General features: G+C 39.4%; 19 protein-coding genes. 12 read left to right on the top strand and 7 right to left on the bottom strand.

All coding sequences use genetic code 11. The features are described from left to right. The first annotated feature begins 3 nt into the window (after nucleotides 1-3). The gene (gene hypE / locus ADA56_RS03715; protein WP_049369313.1) at nucleotides 4-1,017 is read left to right on the top strand and encodes a hydrogenase expression/formation protein HypE; all 1,014 of its coding nucleotides are present in this window, start codon (nucleotides 4-6) and stop codon (nucleotides 1,015-1,017) included. A gap of 68 nt (nucleotides 1,018-1,085) precedes the next feature. On the opposite strand, the gene ADA56_RS03710 is transcribed toward hypE, so the two are convergent. From ADA56_RS03710 to purR, 3 genes are all read right to left on the bottom strand, one after another. Beyond that, nucleotides 1,086-1,409, bottom strand: a complete 324-nt coding sequence (locus ADA56_RS03710) for an HI1450 family dsDNA-mimic protein (protein WP_049357433.1) — start codon at nucleotides 1,407-1,409, stop codon at nucleotides 1,086-1,088. 113 nt (nucleotides 1,410-1,522) lie between these two features. Continuing rightward, a complete protein-coding gene (ppc, locus tag ADA56_RS03705) occupies nucleotides 1,523-4,162 on the bottom strand; it encodes a phosphoenolpyruvate carboxylase (RefSeq protein WP_049369311.1) in 2,640 nt (879 codons plus the stop codon). A gap of 173 nt (nucleotides 4,163-4,335) precedes the next feature. Further along, complete coding sequence (gene purR, locus ADA56_RS03700) at nucleotides 4,336-5,346, bottom strand: HTH-type transcriptional repressor PurR (RefSeq protein WP_049369309.1); 1,011 nt, start codon at nucleotides 5,344-5,346, stop codon at nucleotides 4,336-4,338. A 404-nt stretch (nucleotides 5,347-5,750) separates the two neighbouring features. On the opposite strand from purR, the gene ADA56_RS03695 reads away from it, so the two are divergent. The 11 genes from ADA56_RS03695 to ADA56_RS03645 all read left to right on the top strand — a co-directional run bounded on the left by ADA56_RS03695 (nucleotide 5,751) and on the right by ADA56_RS03645 (nucleotide 16,193). Next, the gene (locus ADA56_RS03695) at nucleotides 5,751-6,521 is read left to right on the top strand and encodes a glycosyltransferase family 25 protein (protein WP_049369308.1); all 771 of its coding nucleotides are present in this window, start codon (nucleotides 5,751-5,753) and stop codon (nucleotides 6,519-6,521) included. 7 nt (nucleotides 6,522-6,528) lie between these two features. Beyond that, nucleotides 6,529-7,728 (top strand): hypothetical protein, encoded by a 1,200-nt coding sequence (locus tag ADA56_RS03690; RefSeq protein ID WP_049369307.1) that lies wholly within the window; start codon nucleotides 6,529-6,531, stop codon nucleotides 7,726-7,728. Next, nucleotides 7,721-8,602 (top strand): glycosyltransferase family 2 protein, encoded by an 882-nt coding sequence (locus ADA56_RS03685; RefSeq protein ID WP_049369305.1) that lies wholly within the window; start codon nucleotides 7,721-7,723, stop codon nucleotides 8,600-8,602. The genes ADA56_RS03690 and ADA56_RS03685 overlap by 8 nt, the downstream gene beginning before the upstream one ends. A gap of 22 nt (nucleotides 8,603-8,624) precedes the next feature. Next, nucleotides 8,625-9,428, top strand: a complete 804-nt coding sequence (locus ADA56_RS03680; protein WP_049369304.1) for a glycosyltransferase family 2 protein — start codon at nucleotides 8,625-8,627, stop codon at nucleotides 9,426-9,428. 34 nt (nucleotides 9,429-9,462) lie between these two features. Next, nucleotides 9,463-10,581, top strand: coding sequence for a lytic murein transglycosylase (locus tag ADA56_RS03675; protein WP_049369303.1), 1,119 nt, complete (start codon nucleotides 9,463-9,465; stop codon nucleotides 10,579-10,581). 79 nt (nucleotides 10,582-10,660) lie between these two features. Beyond that, nucleotides 10,661-11,800 carry a cytochrome-c peroxidase gene (locus tag ADA56_RS03670; protein ID WP_049369301.1) on the top strand — a complete coding sequence of 380 codons (1,140 nt, stop codon included), beginning with the start codon at nucleotides 10,661-10,663 and terminating at the stop codon, nucleotides 11,798-11,800. Between the two features lie 98 nt (nucleotides 11,801-11,898). Next, nucleotides 11,899-13,014, top strand: a complete 1,116-nt coding sequence (locus tag ADA56_RS03665; protein WP_049369299.1) for an ABC transporter substrate-binding protein — start codon at nucleotides 11,899-11,901, stop codon at nucleotides 13,012-13,014. A 15-nt stretch (nucleotides 13,015-13,029) separates the two neighbouring features. Beyond that, a complete protein-coding gene (locus ADA56_RS03660; protein ID WP_049369298.1) occupies nucleotides 13,030-14,079 on the top strand; it encodes a FecCD family ABC transporter permease in 1,050 nt (349 codons plus the stop codon). After that, the gene (locus ADA56_RS03655) at nucleotides 14,079-14,852 is read left to right on the top strand and encodes an ABC transporter ATP-binding protein (RefSeq protein WP_005696236.1); all 774 of its coding nucleotides are present in this window, start codon (nucleotides 14,079-14,081) and stop codon (nucleotides 14,850-14,852) included. The genes ADA56_RS03660 and ADA56_RS03655 overlap by 1 nt, the downstream gene beginning before the upstream one ends. 13 nt (nucleotides 14,853-14,865) lie before the next feature. Next, on the top strand, nucleotides 14,866-15,300 hold the full coding sequence (locus ADA56_RS03650) for a pseudoazurin (RefSeq protein ID WP_049369297.1): 435 nt from the start codon (nucleotides 14,866-14,868) through the stop codon (nucleotides 15,298-15,300). A 71-nt stretch (nucleotides 15,301-15,371) separates the two neighbouring features. Further along, entirely contained in the window at nucleotides 15,372-16,193 is an 822-nt protein-coding gene (locus tag ADA56_RS03645) for an ATP-grasp domain-containing protein (RefSeq protein WP_049369296.1), read from the top strand. A gap of 55 nt (nucleotides 16,194-16,248) precedes the next feature. Here the strand turns inward: ADA56_RS03645 and ADA56_RS03640 are convergent, their stop codons facing one another. The 4 genes from ADA56_RS03640 to ADA56_RS03625 all read right to left on the bottom strand — a co-directional run bounded on the left by ADA56_RS03640 (nucleotide 16,249) and on the right by ADA56_RS03625 (nucleotide 18,422). Beyond that, complete coding sequence (locus tag ADA56_RS03640; protein WP_049369293.1) at nucleotides 16,249-16,851, bottom strand: hypothetical protein; 603 nt, start codon at nucleotides 16,849-16,851, stop codon at nucleotides 16,249-16,251. A 101-nt stretch (nucleotides 16,852-16,952) separates the two neighbouring features. Beyond that, nucleotides 16,953-17,276: a c-type cytochrome gene (locus ADA56_RS03635; RefSeq protein WP_049369292.1), complete on the bottom strand. Its 324-nt coding sequence runs from the start codon at nucleotides 17,274-17,276 to the stop codon at nucleotides 16,953-16,955. Nucleotides 17,277-17,281: 5 nt separating this feature from the next. Continuing rightward, the gene (locus ADA56_RS03630; protein ID WP_049369291.1) at nucleotides 17,282-17,761 is read right to left on the bottom strand and encodes a TlpA family protein disulfide reductase; all 480 of its coding nucleotides are present in this window, start codon (nucleotides 17,759-17,761) and stop codon (nucleotides 17,282-17,284) included. Continuing rightward, nucleotides 17,751-18,422 (bottom strand): ABC transporter ATP-binding protein, encoded by a 672-nt coding sequence (locus ADA56_RS03625; RefSeq protein ID WP_049369290.1) that lies wholly within the window; start codon nucleotides 18,420-18,422, stop codon nucleotides 17,751-17,753. The genes ADA56_RS03630 and ADA56_RS03625 overlap by 11 nt, the downstream gene beginning before the upstream one ends. Nucleotide 18,423 lies beyond the last annotated feature (1 nt).

Below are 18,423 nucleotides of genomic sequence, written 5' to 3'. Positions count from 1 at the left end.
ACAATGACTGATTTTATTACAATGGCACACGGAAATGGTGGTGCCACAATGCAAGAGTTGATCCGCGATTATTTTGTCGAGGCATTTGATAACCCAATACTTTCACAAGGCGAAGATCAGGCTCGCATTGCTTTACAAGAGTTGAATGCTTTAGGTGAGACTCTGTCATTTTCTACCGATAGTTTTGTGATTGATCCGATTTTTTTCCCGGGTGGTGACATTGGTAAACTCGCCGTGTGTGGCACAGCTAACGATGTAGCGGTATGTGGTGCCGTACCAAAATATTTATCCTGTGGGTTTATTCTGGAAGAAGGCTTACCATTAGAAACTTTAAAAAAATTGATTCAATCTATGGCAAAAGCCTGCCATTCAGCTGGTATTCAAGTGGTAACAGGTGATACCAAAGTAGTACAAAAAGGCGCGATAGATAAAGTGTTTATCAATACGGCAGGCATTGGTGTGATTCCAAACGGACTCGACTGGGGTGTACATCGCATTCAACCAGGTGATCAGATTATCGTGAGTGGTACTTTGGGTGATCATGGTGCAACCATTTTGAATTTACGCGAAAATCTTGGTATTCAAACGGACTTACGCAGTGATTGTGCTGTGCTTGCCCCGCTTATTGATTGTATTCGTCCGATTGAAGGCGTGAAAGCTGTGCGCGATGCAACCCGTGGTGGTGTGAATGCGGTACTCCATGAATTTGCACAGGCACAGAAAGTAGGGATTCAAATTGATGAAACGGTATTACCAATTCGTCAGGAAGTACGCGGTATTTGCGAATTACTCGGTTTAGATGCGTTAAATTTTGCTAATGAAGGTAAATTGGTGATTGTGGCGGATAAAGAAAAAACAGCTGAAATTCTGACCGCACTTCGTCGCCATCCATTAGGTGAAAATGCGGCCGTAATCGGCGAGGTAACGACTGATGGCAAAGTTCGTGCTGTTGGGCTTTTCGGTCAAAGTCGCTTGTTAGACTTACCGCGTAACGAACCTTTACCACGAATCTGTTAAGCAAAAACCGGTTTAATGTTAAATTAAACCGGTTTTAGTTTGTGAATTGATATGTGCGAGAAGGGTAGTTATTTTTTCCAAATAACGTGGAATTCACGATCTTCTTCTCGGTGTGAAATTAAGAATTTTGCAAACACATCATCCATTTCATCTTTCTCATTCACTAATCCCACCCAAACTTCAGCAAAAGCGTCAGGATCGATTAATACCCCAATTTCTTGTTCCCAATCATCTGCCGTTTCGACAAACTCGACCGCACCACGATCTTCAAATTGCAGATTGAATAGCATAATATCTGCTGGATCGAGATTTTCGCCCGCCATCTCTAAGAAAATATCATAAGCAAGATCAATCGCTGCATCTGGATCGAGTTTTTGAATATCAGTTGTCATTGGGTTTTCCTTCATTAAGTCAATTGCACGTATGATACCGCAAGAAACAGAAAACAAAAAGTGCGGTCAAATTTATCGTTGTTTTTGACCGCACTTATTTTTAGTTGCCGTAACTAGCCCGTATTTCGCATACCTGCGGCAATACCTGTGATGGTAATCATCAGGGCTTGTTCTACATCAGGGCTTGGGTTTTCAGGCGATTCACGGAAACGACGGAGCAGTTCCACTTGAAGAAGATTGAGTGGATCCGTATACACATTACGTAACGCAATAGAATCGGCGATCCACGGCAAGTCCGCCATTAATTCATCTTTGTGAGAAAGCGAAAGCACGGTTTTAATATCTGCATTCAGTTGATTACGCAGATTTTCACCTAAGTACCAAAGTTCTTTTTTCACTAAGTTATGATCATATTGTTCAGAAAGCCAAGTATCGGTTTTACTGAACACCATTTCTAACATCCCCACACGAGTAGAGAAGAATGGCCAAGCTTTACACATTTCTTCAATAATATGACCTTTGCCTTCATCTACAATTTTTTGAATTGCCGCACCCGCACCAAGCCATGCCGGTAGCATTAAGCGGTTTTGCATCCAAGCAAAAATCCATGGAATGGCACGCAAGCTTTCTACGCCACCATTTGGATTACGTTTTGCAGGGCGAGAGCCAAGTGGTAGTTTAGACAGTTCTTGTTCTGGTGTGGCACTGCGGAAATAAGGCACGAAGTCTTTATCCCCACGAACAACACTACGGTAAATGTCACATGAAGTAGCGGAAAGCTCATCCATGACGGTACGCCATTCTGCTTTAGGTTCTGGCGGTGGGAGTAAGTTTGCTTCTAAAATCGCGCTCGCGTAAAGATCAAAGGTTTCAACCGCAACTTCGGGTAAACCAAGTTTAAAGCGAATCATTTCCCCTTGTTCAGTCACACGTAAACCATTTTTGAGTGAGCGTGGAGGTTGAGAAAGTAATGCTGCATGTGCAGGCGCACCACCACGACCGATTGTACCACCACGACCATGGAATAAAGTGAGTTCAATACCCAGTTCTTCGGTTAAATTGACTAATGCTTCTTGTGCACGATATTGTGCCCATGAAGCTGCCATCATTCCCGCATCTTTAGCTGAGTCAGAATAACCAATCATCACCATTTGGTGATTGTTAATTACGCCACGATACCAACCAATATTAAACAATTGACGCATGACACCTTCAGAGGCATCTAAGTCATCTAAGGTTTCAAAGAGTGGCACGACAGGAATGTGATAAGGCACGCCCGCTTCTTTTAATAATAAATGCACAGCAAGAACATCAGAGGCGCTTCTTGCCATGGAAATAATATAGCAAGCAATTACACCTTGTTTTTGTTGTGCAATGACTTTGCAAGTCTCTAAAATTTCTTGGGTTTCTGCAGATGGCTCCCAATGGGTTGGAATTAATGGACGGCGAGAATTTAATTCACGCACCAAGAAAGATTGTTTTTCTGCTTCGCTCCATTGTGCATAATCTCCAATACCAAGATAACGGGTAATTTCAGCAATCGCATCTGTATGACGCGTACTTTCTTGACGGATATCCATTTGTGAAAGGGTAACCCCAAAACAGCGAATACGATGCAAAATATCCAATAAGGATCCATTGGCAATAATCCGCATGCCGCATGCCATCAATGATTGATAGCAATCATAGAGTGGTTCCCAAAGTTGATTATCTTCCATGATGATATCTGCTTGGCTTACGCGTGGCGGACGATTTGCCATGCAATCTTCAAAGTAATCAAGGGTCGCGATAAGTTTTGCACGAAGCGCTTTGACCACAAAACGATAAGGTTCTAAATGTTCACCATATTTTGCGGTAAATTCTGGTGTGCATTTCACCATGGATAATTCATCGGCAAGGGATTTAATGTCATTTAAGAATAAATCCGCCGCTTTCCAACGAGCAAGATAGAGCACTTGTTGCGTAATTTTTGAAGTAACAAATGGGTTACCATCACGGTCACCGCCCATCCAAGAAGAAATTCTGACAGGACGTAAGCCCACAGGTAAATCGTAGCCTAAGAATTCACGAGCATGTTCATTTAGTTGACGTAAGAATTCCGGTACTCCTTGCCATAGGCTATTTTCGATCATGGCATAGCCCCATTTTGCTTCATCGAATGGGGTAGGGCGAACAGTACGGATTTCATTGGTATGCCAAGCTTCAGCAATTAAACGAAGCAACAGACGTTCAATAATGCCGCGTTCTTTCGGTGTTAAATCATCGTGTTCTAATTTGCTTAAGCATTTATTGATCTCAACGTGTTTGTGGATTAACGAACGTCGTGTGGTTTCGGTTGGGTGTGCGGTTAATACTAGCTCAATGAGCAAGTTTTCAACGGTTTTGTAAACTTCTTCTTTTGAAATATTTAATGCTTTTAAGCGTTGGAATAAAGCACTTAATGAACGATTAGAAGATTGTAAATCTTTGTGTTGGCGAGAGACCGTTTGGTATTGTTCAGCGATATTCGTTAAGTTAAGGAAATGGCTGAATGCACGCGCAACGGGAATAATGTTTTCGTTAGAAATGGTGGAAAGGGTATCTAACAATGTTTTACGTGCTTGGCTATCACCCGCTCGAGATTGTTTGGACAATTGACGAACATTTTCAATTAAGGTGAGAATGTTTTCGCCTTGTGCATCATTAATGGTTTCTCCAAGAAAACGCCCTAGCATATTAATGTTATGGCGGAGAGTGCGATACTCATCAGTCATATGAACTCCGATAAAGAAAAAAATAAAACTAGGGGAGATATAACCAAAAATATGTATCGGGATCAAATGCTCTACGTCAAAAACTTGCATTAAATCAAAAAAGGCTAAAATAAGTAAAAAAATGACCGCACTTTTTTAGATAAAATTCAAAGTGCGGTCAAAAAGTTTAATGTTTATTTAAGGTTGCGAACTGATTTTCGAATGACGAGTTCAGGATGGATCGCAATGCGGTGTTTTTCGTGATTATCGTTATCTTTATTGGCAATACGCTCAAATAAAAGATTAACCGCTTGTGCACCTAAACGAGACTTCGATTGGTGAATCGTTGTGAGCGGCGGTGCATAGAAACGTGATGAGTGAATATTATCATAGCCGATAATCGAAATATCATCAGGCACGCGCAAGCCTTTTTCCGTAATCGCAGAAATTGCACCTAATGCCATTACATCATTACAACAGAACACGGCAGTAGGTAGACTATCTTGTGCAAGAATTTTATTCATACACTCGTAACCGTCTTCAGGCTCGAAGAAACCTTCCATAATCCAATTTTCATGGATCGGTAGATTGGCTTCATTCATGGCTTTTACAAAGCCCTCGTAACGGGTTCTTGCAGTCGTTTTATCTAATTCACCCGCAATAAGACCAATGGCTTTATGGCCACAATCAATTAAATGTTTCGTGGCAAGGTAACCGCCCGTAAAACTGTTATCTTCAATGATATCGGTATCTGTATTTGGCCCCCAATCCATTACCACCATCGGCACAGACGAGAAACTAGAAAGTACATCGAGCGAATGTTGTGTGTATTCAGAACACATGACCAATAAACCATCTACACGTTTTTTGGCAAGCATTTCGACGTGGTTTTTAATTTTTTCAGGATCATTTTGTGTATTACACAAAAAAAGTGAATAGCCTTGACGATAACAATGATCTTCAACGGCATGAATGATTTCAGCAAAATAAGGGGATTCACTGGTGGTAACAATCATCCCAATGGATTTTGTCGTATTGACTTTCAAACTCCGAGCAACAGCACTTGGTGAGTATTTCAAGCTTTTAATGGCTTGCATCACCGCCTCTTCGGTTTCTTTTGCTACAAAACGGGTTTTATTAATTACATGGGAAACAGTGGTGGTGGAAACACCGGCCATTTTCGCGACATCTTTAATTGTTGCCATAATTTTGCCTCTAGAGAATTTTTCCTATTATAAAGACTGTCACCAAATAGGTTAAGTAAATTATAAAAAATTTTTGAAAAAACGTGCTTTATTGTTAGAATGGGTTATCTTTAACTAAACAAGTGGGAAATTAAAATGAGTGATTTTGGTTACGCAATGTTAGCTGTAGTGCTTTCTTTAAGTGTTGTAGTCGGTTTAGCGACTGCAATTTTCTAATTGAAAGAAATAACATATTAATCCGTTTAAAATAGACCGCGCTTTAAGCATTTAAAGTGCGGTTATTTTTTTAAGGCTTTTTAAAGTTGTGTTAAAAGCCATGCCATAGGACTATTTCTTTAGTATAATTTGCAACTATTTCCGTTTGTTGTAATCAAAATACTGCAAAAACCAAATTTGAGATAATTATGAATAAATATTTGATTTCACTAGATAAAGATGTTCAGCGTCGTGAGCTGTTTTTTGCTCAACCAGATACGGCAGATTTCGTTGTATTTTCAGCCATTAATACCATGAAAAAAGAATGGGATGAATTGGCAGAAGTATTCAATCCAACGAAGTTTGAACAGCATTATGGGCGCAACGTCACAAAAGGTGAAATAGGTTGTACATTAAGTCATTTAGCGGTTTATCGCCAGATCGTAGAAGATCAAAATGTGACGGAAAATGACTATGCATTGATCTGTGAAGATGATGCGTTATTTAATGCTAATTTATCACCAAAAACGATCGCACTTTTAACCGAAAAATGTGATGCAGATATTGTATTAATCGGGCAGTCAAAAATTGCGGAATTTGATGATGTGGAATTAGAAATTAATTATCCAACCACTTTTTCATTCTTGCGCCAAACTATTGGTGATGTCACCGTGGCTTACCCGTATAAAAGTTATTTCGCAGGTACGGTGGCATACTTAATCAAAAAATCAGCGGCACGTGCATTTTTAAAGCAACTTGAACAAGAAAAACCGTTTTGGCTTGCTGATGATTTCTTGCTATTTGAAACCCAATTCCAGATTAATAACAATGTGGTTCGACCGCTTGTGGCGATTGAAAATCCACAATTAGTGAGTAATTTGGAAGCGATTCGCGGTTCAAAATCTAATAATTTAGTGAAGAAATTAATTAAATATCCACTCAAAAAAATCTTAGCAGTGAAAAAGAATTTAGGAAAATAACGTAAAAATGACCGCACTTTTTAATCTTTTTTATCTTTACGATCCTTGGCTGTTTCATGTTGTACGAATGTCATTCGTCGCAGGTTTAGCGGCATTGGTTGTATTGGCTTATCAGTATTTTAAAAAGCAGAAACCACAAGGTATTACCGTGCCAGTGGATAGTTTAGTCGTTATCATTGGGCTGATTGCATTTAGCGTGATTCCACTTTTAGTCAATGGTACGCGAGATTTTTCTGTCATCACCATGTATGTGAAAGAGCTGATTTTATTTATCTTCGGCGTGGGACTTTATAATGCCTTCTATGCCAATGTAAATGATCAACTGAAGGTGGTGCGTGATTTACAACTCGGTGTAGTAGTGCAGTTTGCAGTAGGCGTGATTGGCTTACTCGGTGCATCATTTATGATTGATTTCTTGCTTTCAACCAATGCGGTGTTGCCTGCACGTTTTTATGGTTCGGAGCAGGAGTATCGTTTATATAACATCACCGCAACTGCCTTTTTCCAGTTGAGTTTATTCTATTTAATGCTGTTGCATTTCTTACTGGCTTACAACGCTAAACATAATACGCTTCCGAGTATTCTGGTATTTTTAATGTTATGTATCGGATTAATTTCAGGGCGTACATTCCTTCTGTTATCGGTTGTGAGCATTTTAGTGTATTTCAAATGGCGTTATGTTCCATCACTCATTGCGTTTGCTGTTTTGGTATTATTACTGGCCTATTTCTTACCTGAAAATCCTTATGTGGCACATGCTTTAGAGCCCGTGATTAATTTATTACACGGTGCAGGATTTGTCAGTTCGTCAACAGATACCTTGATGAAAAACCACCTCTTTATGCCAACGCTCAAGCAGTTCATTTATGGCGATGGTATGTATATGACAGGTGAGTTAGAAGTTGGCCGTTATTATGGGCATACGGACTCTGGTTTCTTACGCCAAATTCTTTATGGCGGCGTGTCTTATGCTTTAGTGTGTTTTGCCGTGACATTCTATTTTGTACGCAAAGTTGCCTTAAACTGGTTTGATGGCAGCTGGAAATTTATTCTTTCTGCCTTTGTGATTTTAGCGTTCTGTAACATCAAAGCGGATACCTTTGCTTTCCCAGGCATTATGTTTGTCATGCTGATGTTCTTATCGCTTTTTGGCACTCACGGTAAACAACTTATTTTATTTAAACAACAGGAGCAGAAAGATGTTTAGTATCATCGTGCCTTCTTATAATCGGAAAGAAGAAATTCCTGCCTTATTGGAAAGTTTAACTAAGCAAACCACCTATAATTTTGATGTGGTGATTGTGGATGATTGCTCGAAAGAACCCGTTGAAGTGACACAATCGTATCCATTTGCAGTTAAAGTTATTCGTAACGAAACCAATCAAGGGGCGGCAGAAAGCCGTAATATTGGGGTACGAAATGCGGATAATGAATGGTTGTTATTTCTTGATGACGATGATCGTTTTGCAAATGATAAATGTCAGAAATTAGCCGATGTGATTGCCGAGCATCCCGATGTTAACTTTGTGTATCATCCAGCTAAATGTGAAATGGTCAATGAAGGTTTTAGCTATGTGACTAACCCCATTGATCCACAAGAGATTAGCGTAGAGCGAATTTTACTGGCGAATAAAATCGGTGGTATGCCGATGATTGGGGTAAAAAAAGATCTGTTTTTAAAAATTGGTGGATTATCGACCGCACTTCGTTCATTGGAAGACTACGATTTCTTGCTGAAGCTTGTACAAGATCCAACGTTTAAAGCGTACAAAGTGGCAGAACCATTAACTTATTGTACCTTCCATACCAAGCGTTCTAGCGTATCAACGGATACGACTAATACGCAAAAAGCGATTGATTATATCCGTGAACATTATGTGAAAACGGCAGAGCAAGAAAAGAATTTTGCCATCAACGCACAATATATGTTGGCTTACCCACATATTATGAATTTATCCCGTAAAGCCGCTTTTTACTATTTTGAGATTTTTAAATTAACGAAAAGTATTAAGCAGCTAGTCATTGCCTTTGTGGTTTTAATTTCACCTAAATTGGCAATTAATTTGAAACGGTTTATGTAGATAACTTATTAGATAGAGAAGTATGAAATTTTCAGTTTTAATGTCCTTATACATTAAGGAAAATCCACAATATTTAAGAGAGTGTTTTGAAAGTTTAGTGGCTCAAACCCATCCTGCAGATGAGATTGTGTTGGTGTTTGATGGTGCTGTCACACCTGAATTGGAGGCCGTGGTTTCTGAATTCGAAACAAAATTACCCTTAAACTTAGTGAAGTTGCCAAAAAATTTAGGCTTAGGCAAAGCGCTTAATGAAGGTTTGAAACATTGTTCGCACGATTGGGTATTTCGTATGGATACCGATGATATTTGTGTGCCAGAACGTTTTGCAAAACAAGTGTCGTTTATTGAGCAACATCCGGATACGATTATTTTCGGTGGGCAGATTGCTGAGTTTGGCGAAAATATTCAAGACATCGTGGCATATCGTAACGTGCCGACTGAAGCACAAGATATCGTTAAATTTACCCAAAAACGTTGTCCGTTCAATCACATGACGGTGGCATATCAAAAAAGTGCGGTTATTAATTGTGGTGGATATGAGGATTTACAGGAAGATTATTACCTGTGGATTAAGCTTGTGGCGCAAGGACAAAAAGTGGCAAACTTGCCGGACATTTTAGTTTATGCCCGCGTGGGTAATGGCATGGTAGGGCGTCGTCGTGGTTTAAACCAAGCGAAAGCAGAATGGCGTTTATTTAAATTGAAACATCGCTTAGGTATTCAAGGCTTATTTTCAGGCTTATTCACCTTTGCCTTGCGCTCAGGTTCTCGCTTATTACCAACCTCATTATTGAAAGCTGTTTATAACAAATTTTTACGCAAATAATGCGATATTTTGAACATTAAAAAAAGGAAAAGAAATGAATTTAATCTCAACGTTAAAAATGACTGCATTATCGACCGCACTTTTATTGGCGGGTTGTTCAAGTAATACGACAACAACGGCAACCTCATCCACGAAAAGTATTCCGTCAGTAAGCAGTAATGCTGTTTATAGCAAACCAAGAACTTTAGATAACTTTAATGATTATGTTCAGTTCTTAAAAGGCAAAGCGGCTGCTGAAGGCGTATCATTGTCAGTATTGAATGCACAAAATAATATTCAATATATGCAAAAGGCTGTAGATTTGGATCGTGCACAAGCGGGGAGAAGCCAACGTAATGCGGATCAACCACAGTTACCGAATCCAAACGGTACAACGAATTATTTGAATAAAGTACTGACCCAAAACAAAGTAGACATTGCCGAAGAGCGTTATTGGGAAGTCCAGGCACCATTACAACAAGCAAGCCAACGCTATGGCGTTCAACAAGAATATATCCTTGCTTTATGGGGTATGGAAAGTAGTTTTGGCTATTATCAAGGTAGCTATGATGTACTATCAGCTTTAGCCACATTAGCCTTTGATGGTAGACGTGAAGCCTTATTTAGCAAAGAATTTGTGAATGCGATGAAGATGTTAGAACGTGATCATATTCAACGCAATAAAATGTTAGGCTCTTGGGCGGGTGCAATGGGACAAACTCAATTTATGCCAAGCGCATTCTTAAATTATGCAGCAGATGGTAATAATGATGGTGTGAAGGATATTTGGACAAACCAATTTGATGCGTTTGCTTCAATTGCAAATTATCTCCACACTGTAGGTTGGGATAACAAATTGCCTTGGGGCGTTGAAGTCACATTAAATCAACCATTAGATTTATCGCTTTCAGGTATTGAGAAGAACAAAGCTCGTTCACTCAGCGACTGGCAGTCTAAAGGCGTCACTTTAGCGAGCTTTAGCCAACAAGAACAAGATAAACTTGCTGCGCTTTCTCAAGCTGATCTTTGGCTCGTTCGCCCTGATAAAGAAGTTGGTCGCGCATTCTTGGTTTCCAATAACTACCGCACGATTTTAGATTGGAACAAATCAAATTACTTCGGCGTGAGCATCGGTATGTTTGCTGATCGCATTAAGATGGCCACCGGCTTGTAGAAAATTATTTTCCTTTTATAATCCAACAAAGCTTTGTTGGATTATTTTTTATCTATAATTTGAATATTTGGAGAACACGATGCAAAAAAAATGGCTTTCTATTTTATTGTTTGCACCTTTGATGCAGAGTAGCTATGCATTGGCTGATCAAGTTACGAAAAAAGAATTGGATTATAAAGCACTCGGTGAAGTGTTGTTTTTTGATAAATCGATTTCTTTTAATAAAACACAAAGCTGTTCAACCTGTCATAGTCCAGATACCGCTTTTGTGGATCAACGTAAGAATTCTGCAAATCAAATGGTCTCAGAAGGGGATAATCCTCATCTTCATGGTAATCGCAATGCCAATACTGCGCTTTATGCGATGTTCTCACCGAATTTTCATTTCGATAAAAAAATTCAAGATTATGTAGGCGGACAGTTCTGGGATGGCCGAGCGAAAGATTTAGCCGAGCAAGCAGGCGGACCACCAGTAAACCCAGTAGAGATGGGCATGCCAGATAAGAAAGCTATTGTTGAACGTTTAAAAGCGGATCCGACTTATTATAAACCTATTACAGATCTTTATGGCGAAAGCATTTGGGCAGATGCCGACAAGATTTATGCCATCATGGAAAAAGCCATTGGTGAGTTCGAAAAACAGGAATTATTTGCGCAATTCTCTTCAAAATATGATCGTGCTTTAAAAGGTGAAGCAGAATTGACCGCACTTGAATCTAAAGGTAAGGCATTATTTTTCGATAAAACACGCACAAATTGTAGTAACTGCCACCAATCAAGTGAAGCGAATTCAGCAACAGAAACCTTTACGAATTACCGCTATTTCAATATCGGCGTACCAAGTAATCAAGAATTAATTAAGCACAACAAATTAGCTGCCGATTTTGTGGATAATGGGCTATTGGATAATCCGATGGTGAAAGGCGATAAAAAGCAAAAAGGCAAATTTAAAGTGCCAACTTTGCGTAACATCAGTGTCACTGCACCTTATATGCATAACGGCGTTTTCCGTGATTTAAAAACTGTTTTGTTATTTAAAGACAGTTTTAATAATCCTAATCGTAAAATCAATCCTGAAACAGGAAAAGCGTGGGAGAAAGCCGAATATGCTCAAACCATCAATCCTGATGTTTTAAAAGCAAAACCGTTTACAGATGAAGAGATTAACGCATTAGAAGCATTCTTAAAAACATTAACTGACGAAGCTTACGAAGAATAATTAATCGCCTGAGTTGAATTTAGCAATCGTTTTCGGTATTATTCGCATCGATAATTATTATCATTTACTTTCTTGATTTTACTCAGGAGATTTTTCTTATGAAAAAACGTTTTTCAACTTTAGCGATTGCTACTATTCTTGGTTTAAGTGCAGGTTTTGCCAATGCTGACCCCGTGAAAGTAAAAGATATACTTGATCGTGAAGTCACTGTTGATTTACCGGCAAAACGCGTGGTACTTGGTTTCTATTATCAAGATTATATGGCAGTTGGTGGTGACAAAGCGTTAGATAACGTTGTCGGTTTTTCTAAGAAAGTATGGTCTTCTTGGGCACCAGCAAGCTGGGAGTTATTCAGCAAAGCGGTGCCAAAATTGAATCAATTAGATGATGTGGGTGAAGTGGAAGAAGGCACATTCTCTGTGGAAAAAGTGCTTTCATTAAAACCTGATCTTTTAGTCTTAGCTGATTGGCAGTACGAAATGTTAGGTTCTGATTTAGATGCCATTAATGAAGCGGGCATTCCAATTGTGGTATTAGATTACAATGCTCAAACCTTAGATAAGCACATTAAATCTACTGAAATTATTGGCGAATTAACAGGTCAGAAAGATCGCGCAGCAAAAATTGCGAAAGAATACAAAGACATTGTTGAACATATCCAGACTACGGTTAAAAATGCAAAATTAGCAAAACAACCAAAAGTGTATGTAGAGTTTGGTCGTGGTGGCCCAGCTGAACAAGGTATGACTTTCTTCTCTAGCATGTGGGGCTCTATGATTAGCCTTGTTGGTGCAGAAAACGTGGCGCCTGCAGAAATTGGCAAATGGGGTACGTTGGCTGCAGAGAAAGTGTTAGCCGCGAAACCGGATGCAATTATTATTACAGGCCGTGAAACTGAATTGAAGAAAAATCAAGACGGTATGGTAATGGGCTTTGGTATTGAAAAAGCGGAAGCGGAACGTCGTTTAAACGCATTCAAACATCGTGCAGGTTGGGCTGAATTACCGGCAGTGAAAAATAACCGTGTTTATGCAGCATATCATGCGAACTCTCGTACTTTATCAGACAGCGCGTCTGTTCAGTTTGTGGCTAAAGCGGCGTATCCTGATCTGTTTAAAGATTTAGATCCGCAACAAACTTACTTAAATTTCTATAAAAACTACTTACCGGTTACTCCGGAAGGTACGATTTATCTTTTCCCTGAAACTAAATAAGGAAAATACTAATCAATGAAAAACAATTCTGTTGTAGCAGATATTGTGGCTAACCAGCGTAAGCTTGAACGCAAACGCTGGTTTGTTATTTTATCTTTTCTTGTGATTGGCGTGGTCAGTCTTATTCTCGATGTGATGACTGGCCCTGCGATGTTATCGGTATCGGAAGTTGTGAATTCGTTATTCGATATCGGTGAAGTCGATAAAATGACAGACAATATTGTGCATAATTTACGTTTACCGATGGCATTGATGGCGCTTGTAGTTGGGGCAACATTGGCTGTAGGTGGGGCAGAGATCCAAACCTTATTAAATAACCCTATGGCGAGTCCTTATACATTAGGTCTCGCGGCTGCGGCAGGTTTTGGTGCTTCTATTGTGATTGCTTTCGGAAGCTTTGGTTTACCAGTACAAGTTGCCGTGCCAATTGGTGCATTTGTCATGACCATGCTCGCATCTGGGATTCTTTTCTTGTTTGCGTCTAAACGTCGATTTAGTTCTGAAATGCTCGTATTAGTAGGGATTGCATTGCTCTTTATTTTCCAATCCTTACTTTCATTGGTGCAATTTATTTCAGCGCCGGAAGTCTCGCAACAAATCCTGTTCTGGCTATTTGGTAGTTTAAATAAAGCCACGTGGCAGAGCTTAATCATCATTATTGTCGTCACCACAATTTGTGTCGCATTACTTTCAAAAGAGCTTTGGAAATTGACCGCACTTCGTTTAGGTGAAGATCGTGCGGCGAGTCTTGGGATCAATTTGCAAGTATTACGTATCAAGGTATTAGTTCTTGTCGCAATGATGACGGCGACGGCAATTAGTTTTGTGGGCGTGATTGGCTTTATCGGCTTAGTGGCACCACATGTTGCTCGAATGTTACTTGGTGAAGATCAACGTTTCTTCTTACCGGGCGCAATGTTAGTCGGTGCAGCATTCTTATCCCTTTCTTCGGTATTATCCAAAGTCATTATCCCTGGCGCATTGTTCCCAGTGGGGATTGTTACCTCTTTTATTGGGGTGCCTTTCTTCTTTTGGATTATTTTAAATAACAAGAGGGGACAATAATGTTAGAATTAAAGAATCTTACGGTAAAACGAGGTGATCTCACCGTTGCTGATCACATTAATGTCCGTTTTGAAGAAGGCAAAGTGTATACGGTGCTTGGGCCAAACGGCACAGGGAAATCCTCCATGCTGAAAACCATTTTTGGTGAATTGCCACATGAAGGAATGATTACCTATCAAGGCAAACAGCTAGAACGGACGAAGTTAGCAGATTGGCGTAAACCAATTGGCTATATGCCTCAAGATAGCCGGGTAGATGCAAGCTTGACCGCACTTGAAGTTGTCCTTTTGGGACGAATGGATAGTCTAACGATGCGAGTGAGCGATGAGCTTCTCACTGAAGCAGCAAGTATTATGGCGCAATTAGGTATTGGTCATTTAGCCCATCGTGATATTCTGAATCTCAGTGGTGGACAGCGTCAAATGGTTATGTTTGCTCAGGTTTTATTACGTGAGCCACAGATTTTAATGTTGGACGAGCCGGTGAGTGCGTTAGATATGCATCATCAGCTTAATCTATTAGAAGAAGTTTACACCTATACGAAACAGAAAAATCTGATTACTATAATGGTATTACATGATTTAAGTCTTGCCGCTCAATTTTCAGATGAGTTGATTTTACTCGGCGAAGGTAAGGTGCAAGGCGTGGGTGATGCTCATCATGTTTTACAAGTCGAAACCATTAATCGTTTATATCGTGTAAACGTTGAATTATTACAATGTAGCGCAGGTTTGCCGGTGGTTCGTCCACAACGTAAATCAGCACATTCTTAAGAAGGAAATGAAAATGAAGAAAATCGCACTTGCAGCATTATTAGGATTAAGTTTTGCTGCTCAAGCCGCACATTATGACATCAAAATGCTGAATTCTAACAGTGAAGGCTCAATGGTTTTTGAACCGGGGTATTTAAAAGTACAACCAGGTGATACCGTGACATTCCGTCCAGAAAATAAAAGTCACTTTGTGCACAGCAAAGCAATTCCTGAAGGTGCACAAAAATTCCAATCTGAAGAAGATCAGGAACTCACGATCACTTTAGATAAAGAGGGTGTTTATATTTATACCTGCCCAGTACACCGTTCAATGAATATGAATGGTGTGATTCAAGTGGGTGATAATCTACCAAACAAAGAACAAGCGGAGAAAGTGGTGAAAGATCTTGAGAAGAAATCCATGACGAATAAAGGTCGTCTTGAAAAATATTTTGCTCAAGTAAAATAATCATTGAAATTGATGCGCCAGTTTGATGATTGGCGCATCTTCTTTATGCTTCAAACCTGTTATTATTTACTATGCTTACAATTACCACTTGCAAAACGTATCCTTCAGCCCCTCAAAATCTTATCCCTGTACAAACACAACTTTCTAATCAAGGTATTCCTACTCAATTTTTACCTTGGCAAGAAACATCACAGAGTCATTTTATTCTGCCTTTAGCGGCATGGGATTACGCAAATTTCTACAATGAATTTACTCAATGGATTAAACAACATAAGAATGCGTTCATCAATCCTGCGGAATTAATGTTGTGGAATAGCCATAAAGGCTATCTATGTGATTTGCAGAATTGGGATGTCAATGTCATCCCAACCCTTATTTGCTCAACAAAAACATCTGAAATTTTGACCGCACTTGAAGGCCAAGATTGGTCAGAATTTGTCATCAAACCTGCTGTAGGGCAGAGTGGTAATTTGGTGACAAAACTTAAACAAGGTGAAACGTTACCTGATCTTTCTGCGTATGGTGAGCAAGTTGTGTTACAGCCGTTTATTCCTGAAGTGGCGACAAATGGTGAAACTAGTTTGATTTTTTTCAATGGTGTATTTAGTCATGCTATTCGCCGACAGCCACCTCAAAATGAATGGCGTGCAAATTCACAATATAAAGTTGAAATTATTCCTGTTGAGGTTGATGATCATATTATTGAAACAGCATGCCATGTTTTACACAGATTGCCTGAAATGCCCGTCTATGCACGAGTAGATGGAACGATTATTTACAATAATTTTTTATTGAATGAATTGGAGTTGATTGAGCCTGCGTTATATTTAGATCGTTGGGAAGGGGCAACAGAACGATTTGTAGATGTGTTGAAAAGCAGAATACTCAAATAAGAAAATAAAAAAACCTTACTTGTTGCAGTAAGGTTTTTTCATCTTTAACGCTTAATTACTTCGCAGCTGGAGCAGCTGGTGCTGCAGGTGCAAATTTTTGTGCTAAATCAGCACCGTCTTTTTGTAATTTAGCTACTGCAGCTTGTAGTTTTTCAACTTTAGCTTGGTAAGCTTTAGTTTGTTCTTCAGTTGGCGCTTTAGTTGCTAAGTTTAATTGATCAACTAATAATTCGCTTGATAATGCAAGCACTTCTTTATTTTGATCTTTAATGTTTTTCACTGAAGGCGCAGTAATATCTAATTTATCTAAGCTTGCAATAGTATCTTCAACAGTTTTGTTGAAAGTTTTGATTGCTTCTTCAATTTTCTTCTCATCTTTTGCTTGAACCGCAGCAGTTAAATCAGATTGAAGTGTTTGTTGTGCAGCCATTTGAGCTTGAGCTTGGCTTGCGTTCCATTCAAGTAATTTGTTGTAGTCAGCTTGTTCTTGAGCTGGTGTCGCTTCAGCTGGTTTAGCCGCTTCAGCCGGTTTTGCTGCTTCTTGTTTAGCTTCTGGCGCAGGCTGAGTTGTTTCAGGTTTTGCTGGAGCTGGTTTATCACAAGCAGTTAAGAATAATGCAAATAATGCAGTTGCACTGATTTTAGTAAATTTGTTCATAAACAATCCTTTATTGATATATAAAAAATTTCTTAGCTTATAAAAGCTAAGCCCTTTCTAAGACCTTACATTTTAAAATTAGTTTAAAAAAATTTCAAAAACTATTTTAGTGTTTGAATATATTCACTTAAATTATGAATATCTTGCTCACTTAAACGTTGTTTTGCCGGGCTTCCTGCGCTAGGAATATTTCCTGCTTTTCGTTCTGAAAGTGCGGTTGAAATTTCTTCTGGTTTTAGCTGATTAATAATTTTTGATTCACCCATTGCTGGTTTTTCGCCTTGTTTTCCATGACAAGTTGCACAAGAGCGTTTATATACCTTTTCAGCTTTCACTAAATCAGCTTCGGCAGAAAAAGCAGGAGCCGCAAATAAAAAGCCTAAAACGGGTAAAAGTGTAGAGAGTAAGTAAATTCGTTTTTTCATTTTGGCTAGCCTTTAAATAATTTATCTAAATCCTCTGCGGGAATCGCGCCTTCATATTTAGCCTGAATATTACCTTCAGGTGTGATCACAAAGCTTGTTGGCGTGCCGATAAGCTGATAGCGTTCAGCAGTAATTTTTAATTGGTCTTTGATAACAGGCAATGTAAGCTGACGTTTGGCGACCACGGCTTTGGTATCGACTTTATCTCCATCCACATTAATGGCGATAAGCTGAACTTTATCTGGATTAGCTTCGGCTAATTTTTCGAACTCTTTTAATTCTGCGACACATCGTCCACAGGTTTCAGACCAGAATGTCAGTAAGCGAGTGCCTTTCCAATCATCAAGTTTCACTTCTTTACCTTGTAAATCATAGGCAGCGATATCTGGCGCTTTTTGACCAATAGCTGCGACCTCGTCTTTACAAGAAACGCCGCCAAAAATGACCGCACTTATTGCGAGTAGTTTTACGAGTTTATTTTTCATTAATGTCCTCTTTTACAAATTTTCCGTGATGGAGATAAATAACACGATCGGTTAACTCACCCAATTCTGGATTGTGTGTCACCATCACAATCGTTCTCCCTTGGAGATTTAACTCTTGTAGTAAATCTAGTACAAGCGCTTCATTTTTTTCGTCGAGATTACCCGTAGGTTCATCGGCAAAAATGACTGGTGGTTGGTTCACCAACGCGCGAGCAATACATACCCGTTGTTGTTCCCCCCCAGAAAGTTGGCTTGGACGGTGATCTATACGATGACCCAATCCCACTTGTTCGAGTACCGCTTTAGCCGCTGCTTCATCAATTACACTGTGATAATGCTGAGCCAGCATCACATTTTCAAGTGCGGTCAAATAAGGGATCAAATGGAATTGTTGGAAGACTAAACCAATTTTTTCCGCTCGGAAACGTTGACGACCTACTTCATCCAGTTGTGCCGCATCGACACCGTCTAAAATCACTTTACCTTCACTGGCGGTATCTAAGCCGGTCAGAATGTTCATCAGCGTGGTTTTACCGGAACCTGATGCACCCATTATCGCAATAAATTCACCTTGGCGAATTTGAATATTAATATCTTCTAAAGCAGTGACTTGCCCGAATCGTTTATATAAATGTTGCGTTTCAATCACAAATTCACTCATT

Origin of the sequence: Parahaemophilus parainfluenzae, from assembly GCF_001055095.1 — a bacterium.
Classification (GTDB): domain Bacteria; phylum Pseudomonadota; class Gammaproteobacteria; order Enterobacterales; family Pasteurellaceae; genus Haemophilus_D; species Haemophilus_D parainfluenzae_Z.
The sequence above is the reverse complement of the archived record's forward strand: the minus strand, read 5'-3'. Positions and strand labels throughout refer to the sequence as shown.